This is a genomic window from Streptomyces sp. SID3343 (assembly GCF_009865215.1).
Taxonomy (GTDB): Bacteria; Actinomycetota; Actinomycetes; order Streptomycetales; family Streptomycetaceae; genus Embleya.
Window position 1 is genome coordinate 1 of the sequence record NZ_WWJX01001305.1, and the last position, 5,968, is coordinate 5,968.

The 5,968-nt window shown below is 69.4% G+C and carries 6 protein-coding genes; 4 read left to right on the top strand and 2 right to left on the bottom strand.

Annotated features, from left to right (window positions below; translation table 11 throughout):
• The coding region (locus tag GT354_RS41360) for a hypothetical protein (protein ID WP_237535963.1) at nt 1–306 on the top strand (306 nt) is incomplete at its 5' end.
• A 136-nt stretch (nt 307–442) separates the two neighbouring features.
• Here GT354_RS41360 and GT354_RS41365 read toward each other — a convergent pair.
• The gene (locus GT354_RS41365; protein WP_161361817.1) at nt 443–1,093 is read right to left on the bottom strand and encodes a hypothetical protein; all 651 of its coding nucleotides are present in this window, start codon (nt 1,091–1,093) and stop codon (nt 443–445) included.
• 75 nt (nt 1,094–1,168) lie between these two features.
• On the opposite strand from GT354_RS41365, the gene GT354_RS41370 reads away from it, so the two are divergent.
• A complete protein-coding gene (locus tag GT354_RS41370) occupies nt 1,169–1,846 on the top strand; it encodes a response regulator transcription factor (protein WP_161361818.1) in 678 nt (225 codons plus the stop codon).
• Nucleotides 1,847–2,034: 188 nt separating this feature from the next.
• Complete coding sequence (locus tag GT354_RS41375; protein ID WP_161361820.1) at nt 2,035–3,396, top strand: HAMP domain-containing sensor histidine kinase; 1,362 nt, start codon at nt 2,035–2,037, stop codon at nt 3,394–3,396.
• Between the two features lie 729 nt (nt 3,397–4,125).
• On the opposite strand, the gene GT354_RS41380 is transcribed toward GT354_RS41375, so the two are convergent.
• Nucleotides 4,126–4,398: a hypothetical protein gene (locus GT354_RS41380; protein ID WP_161361822.1), complete on the bottom strand. Its 273-nt coding sequence runs from the start codon at nt 4,396–4,398 to the stop codon at nt 4,126–4,128.
• A gap of 941 nt (nt 4,399–5,339) precedes the next feature.
• Here GT354_RS41380 and GT354_RS41385 point away from each other — a divergent pair.
• Nucleotides 5,340–5,968, top strand: a 629-nt coding sequence (locus GT354_RS41385; protein WP_161361824.1) for a helix-turn-helix transcriptional regulator, incomplete at its 3' end; no start/stop codon positions are given.

Genomic DNA, 5,968 nt, shown 5'->3' on the forward strand with positions numbered 1-5,968 from the left:
CCACCGCGGCAGGGCGCGCCGACGGTGCGCGACCCGCGTCCCGCCCCGCTGTCCGGCGCGCGTGGCGTGGACATGCGCTTGACCGTGCTCACGCAGCAACTCGCGACCATGGCGGCGGAGCAGGGTCAGGACCCGCGCGGCGAAGCCCTCCTGGCCGCCGCGGTCGACGTGCTCAAGGGGGCACAGGGCCTGATCCAGGCGTCGAACGCGTTCACGGACGGGCGCGGTGACGAGGCGTACAACACCGCGACCCGCGCCGCCCGCGCGCTGCGGACGACGGCGGCCGAGGTGCTGGAGGACCTCTAGCGCTCCTAGCGCTCCAAGCGCTCCGGGGCGCTGTGGCCGGGATCGGGCCGGTGCCGGGTCGGTGTCGGGGCGCGCCGAGGTGGGTGTGGCCGGTAGGCGGGCGTGCGGGTGTTCGGCGTGCCGGTGTTCGGCGGTGTCAGTCCTCGTGGGTGGAGGCGATCGGCTCCTGGTCGTTCCACGCCACGATCACCGACGACGTGTGACCCCCGTTGGTGAAGTCGACTCGGATCCACGCCGGGTTCGGCCACACCTTGACCGACCAGCCCGGTTTCGGGGTGGCGGCGACCAGCGTCGCCGAGGTCGGGCCGTACCGGAACGACGCCCGCCCGCCGCGGACCTCGAAGCTCTCCACGCTCCGGCCCCTCCGGGTCTCGCCGGTGTCGTCCATTTTCGACAGGGGTGGCGGCCATCCCATGGTGGGTATCGCGGCGGCGGGGGGAGCCGCCGCGCCTTGGGTGGCCGGTGCGCTCGGCGTGCTCGGTGTACTCGACGTGCCCGGCGGGCTCGGCGTGCCCGGAGGTGTCGAGGGCGGCGGTTTCGGCGTGGTCGGAGGCGCGGACGTGGTGCGGTTCGTGGCCGAGATCAGATTCGGTATCGGGGCGGGCGCGGTGGCCTGCGCCGCGTGGGTCGGGGACGGCAGGAGGTCCTCGTCGGCGGTCAGGGTCGGTGCTCTCGGCGCCTCGAAGACGGTGTCGCGCAGGACGCTGCGGACCCCCAGCCAGGACAGCGCCACGGCCACGGCGGTCACCGTCAGCCATACCGAAACCGACGTGATGGTTCTTCGCACGGCCCTCATCCTCCCCCTCTCGTATTCCCCCTCAGTGGCCGGGTGCGCCCACGAGTACGAGTACGGTTCCGAACCATGGCACAGGTGCTCGTGGTCGAGGACGACCAATTCGTACGTTCGGCATTGATCCGATATCTCACCTCGTCCTCACATGCCGTCCGCAGCGTCGGCACGGCCCTCGAGGCGCTGCGCGAAGTGGCCCAATACCCCTTCGACGTGGTCATCTTGGACCTCGGATTGCCCGACCTGGACGGTTCCGAGGCATTGAAGATGCTGCGCGGCATTTCCGACGTACCCGTGATCATCGCGACCGCGCGTGACGACGAGGCTGAGGTGGTCCGGCTGCTCAACGCCGGCGCCGACGACTACGTCACGAAGCCGTTCTCCGGCGAGCATTTGGGCGCACGGCTGTCCGCGGTGTTGCGGCGGGCACGCGGGCGCAGCGGCGGCGACACGTTCGCGGTCGGGGGACTGCATGTGGACGTTCGCCGGCGCGAAGCCGAACTGGACGGCGTGGCACTGAATCTGACGCGACGTGAGTTCGATCTGCTCGCGTTCCTGGCCTCCCGGGCCGGCAACGTGGTGCCGCGCCGCGAGATCCTGGCGGAGGTGTGGGGCCAGTCGTACGGCGACGATCAGACGATCGACGTCCATCTGTCGTGGCTGCGCCGCAAGTTGGGGGAGACGGCGCGCGCGCCGAAGTATCTGCATACGGTGCGCGGTGTCGGGGTGAAGCTGGAGCCGCCCGCGTGACGGTGGCGGGGGGATCGGGGGAGCGTAAGGCCGCGACGGCGCGACCGGGGGCAAGTTCGGGGTCAGACCCGGGGTCGAGCCCAGGCACGGACCCGGGTTCGAGTCCGAGTCCGGGTTCGAGTTCGGGTTCGAGTTCGAGCCCGGGCGTGACGTCGCGCACGCGCACGCGGCCGCGGTCGCCTCGGAGCTTGCGGGGCACGCTCGTTCGGGTGTCGCTCGCGGTCACCACGATGGTCGCGCTCGCGTTCTTGATCCCACTGGGACTGGTGATTCGCGAGATCGCCGCGGACCGGACGTTCACCGACGCGGAGCGACAAGCCGCCGCGCTGTTGCCCGCGTTGGTGATCACCACCGATCGGGCGGCGCTCGAACCGGCGATCGCGAGCATGCCGGCCGGGTCCACCGGACGGATCGCCATCCACCTGCCCGACGGCTCGATCCTGGGCCGCCCGCGCGCCGACGAGCGTGATCTCGCCACGGCGCGCGAGTCGGCCCGGTCGTTTCGGGTACGGGCGGGCAGCGGATGGGCCCTGCTCCAACCGCTGGTGCTGGATGCGGGCCGGGTCACGGTGATCGAGGTGTACGTCCCCGACGGTGACCTGGACCACGGCGTGACCACCGCGTGGCTGGTCCTGACCGGTGTGGCCGGGCTGTTGGTCGGGGGGTCGGTGGTGCTGGCCGACCGGCTCGGTGCGCAGGTGGTGCGCTCGGCGCGCGGACTCGCGGCGGCCGCCCGGGCGTTGGGCGTGGGGGATCTGGACGTACGGATCGATCCGCAGGGCCCTTCCGAACTCCAGGAAGCCGCCACGTCGTTCAACACGATGGCCGACCGGGTCGAACAACTCCTGGCCAACGAACGTGAGTTGGCGGCCGACTTGTCGCACCGGCTGCGTACGCCGCTGACGGCGCTGCGGCTGAACGCGGCGGCGCTCGGCGACGATCCGCTGGCCGAGCAGACCCGGCACGCGGTGGCGCAGTTGGAGCGCGAGGTGGACGAGGTGATCCGAACCGCCAGGCGGGCGAGCGCGAGCATCGAGTTCGTGGGCTGCGACGCCGCCGAGGTGGTGCGGGAGCGGATGGCGTTCTGGTCGGCGCTGGCCGAGGACGAGGACCGGGGATGGCAACTGGTGGGCGCGGAGGTACCGGTACGCGTACCGATCGCCCGCGGCGAGTTGGCGGCGGGGTTGGACGCCATGCTCGGCAACGTGTTCCGGCACACGGAGGAGGGCGTGCCGTTTTCGGTCACGCTGCACTCGGGCAAGGACGCGGTGATCCTGTTGGTCGCCGACGGCGGCGGGGGCATCGACGACCCGGAGGCGGCTCTGCGGCGCGGTCACGGGCAGGGCGGTGACGGGTCGACGGGCTTGGGCCTGGACATCGTGCGGCGGCTTGCGGAGGCCACGGGAGGCGAGGTGGGGATCGGGCGCTCGGTGTTGGGCGGGGCCGAGATCAGCGTTCGGTTGGGGGCGGGCCGTGCGACCTCCGTCACACGCGGGAGTCGCCGGGCCGCGAAGAGACGCCGTGGGCGCCGTCGATCCCCGATTTCCTGACTGTGTGTCACGGAACATGCGCCTGGGGGCACATCGGGCGTGATCGACTCTTAAGAGCGACTTAAACCGTCCCTGAAGGCCAAATCCGGTCGGGTCGACAGGTTTTCTTCGGCCACGGTTTTTACTAGCCTCTTGAGCGAAGGTCCATTCGGAAACCAACGGGACTCCCCCCTTTCCGAGTGGATCAGGCGCAGCCCAATCCCCCCCAGGGTCTGTAGCCGTTCGGGGATCTCGCATCCCCGGCCGCTCGTGTCCCCACCCCCACCCGGGGCACGACGGCAGCCCGACTCGAAGGCGAAAGCCTTCGAGTCGGGCCTTTTTGGTGTCGGACGACGACCTCCGGTCGCTCTCCTCGCTGCCGCTCGTGGATTGTGGCGCCCTTCCATGCAGCGGCAGCACAGGCGATATGACGGCAGACCGGTTCGAACGCCGAGGGCATCGGGGGGCCACCATGTCGGGCGCGTCGGGCGAACGGGTCCGGCGTCCGGCTCATCGTGTGCTTCGTTGGTGACGTCGTGCGCGTCCGGGATCGGCTGTGTGTTGTCGACGGGGGCTGGGCGGGCGGCGGCGTGCTTGCCGGTCTTGCGTGGGCTGAGGAGTCGCAGCACCCCTGCGAGTGCCCGCGCGATAGCGTTCGTCATGTCGTCAGCTCCTGTTAGAGGGCGCCGGAAGTTGACGTGGCGAAGCCCCGACCGAGTCGACCTCAGCCGGGGCTTGCTCGGCTGATGGCTAGGGCTTTCCCGGGAATTTGAACTCGGGCATCGGACCCTTCGGGTGTTCACTGCCCGGTGCCGGCAGCCACCCGCAGCGCGGGTCCAGCGCAAGCGCGCTCATCAGGTCGTCGATGTTGCCGCCCGTCACCGTGCACAGTTCGGCGAGAGCGTCCACGAACGTCACCTTCGAGATGATGAAGGCGCGTTGCACGTCGTCAACGAGAGCGGCAGTTACCGGATCGGCCACGGGTGGAAGCGCAACGTGATCGGTGCTCGTCAAGTCGGTCATGTGTTCAGAGTTTAGGGAGCCCACCACGCCGATACGTACCGATTCGGTGGGCTCCGCCTCACAACCGGTTACGGTGTCAGACCGGCTTGCAGTCTGCTGCCTTGCAGTTGTTGGCGCAGTCTGCGGGCGTCGGGGCCAAAGGTCCGTGTCGACCGGCAGACCCGCCCGGCGGATGAGCGCGACCGCTTCCGCCACCACCCGCGAACCGGTCCCGTCCTGGGGCCACTGGCGCGGTTCGAGCGCCGATGACCTCGCAAGATCGGCAACTGCTCAGGGTCGCTCGTGTACCGAATCGAGCGGGGCGAGCGGCGCCCGGCGTGGCCGTTGACTCGTGCGGTTGACGAGTACTTCGGCGGGGATGGGTGGCTGTGCGATCTGCATGATCTGATCGACAACGCGGGCGGGTGCTTTGCGGTAGGCAGTTTCGGTAGCTCGTCTTCCTTTCTTGGCGTTGGTGCCCGCCGCGCCGTGTTGCGGGTTCCGGCACGGCGCGGCGGTTCGGGCGCCCGGGTGTCCATGCGCCGGTGTGGAACACCAGGGCAGTCACGGGGTCGCGAGAGGCGGCGTGGTGCGCTCCGGATAGGGGCAGTTCGGCGAGCATGTGCAGGGCGGGTCAGGGGGTTTGACCCCGTCGCCGAACGGCCATGGTGCCGAGGGCGCGCCACTGAAGTGTTCGGGCGGGCGCACGACTCGGGTTCCGTTCCGGTCGACTTGGTAGACCGCGAGCCACATCCTGCTGTCGGGCCTCGGTGCCTTGGGTCTGTGGTCGTGGTCCTGCTCGGTCGGCTCTCGCATTCGGCTGCGCTCCTTACACTTCACGCGCTTGACTGCTCTGTGTTGGTCGATCGTGACGGAGCGTCCGCCCACGTGGGAGTGACCTGATGTCCCACGTTCGCGCGGGAATCCGTCCCACACCTCGGTGAGAAATGGAGTGATGGCGAGTGCCGTTCGCGTCGAGCCCCTCGGCTTCCGGCGACAGGCGGTTGCACCAGTTCGGGGAGGCAATCCGCGAGCAACGAGAGCTTGCCGGGCTGTCTATTGCGCGGCTTGCCGAGCCGTTGGGTTACTCGGTTTCAGCATGGGCGCGGTATGAGACAGGAGGCACGATCCCGCGTGAACTGCCGGGCAAGCTTGACGATGCGCTCGGGACCCGAGGGATGTTCAGAACCCTGTGGAAGATGGTCAAGCACGAGCGGTTCCCCAACCGATACCGCGACTACATGCGATTGGAGGAAGACGCTTGCGAGATCAACGAGTACGCGCCGTATCGAATCCCGGGCCTGCTACAGACCAGGGCATATGCGCGAGCGCTGTTCAGGGCGGCGAAGCCCGAAGCGCCCGAATACAAGATCGACGCCAAGGTCGATGACCGCTTGAGCCGTCAGGAGCGGCTCCAAGGAGACGATGCGCCCTTCTTTTCGGCGGTTCTCGACGAGGCGATCATCCGGCGTACGGTCGGCGGCCCGGCGGTCATGAGCGAACAGCTCGAAAGCCTGTTGCCGCGCTTGGATCGGACCGGATCACGGTTGCAGGTCGCGCCGTTCGAGCGCGGGGAACGTGGCGCCCTCGG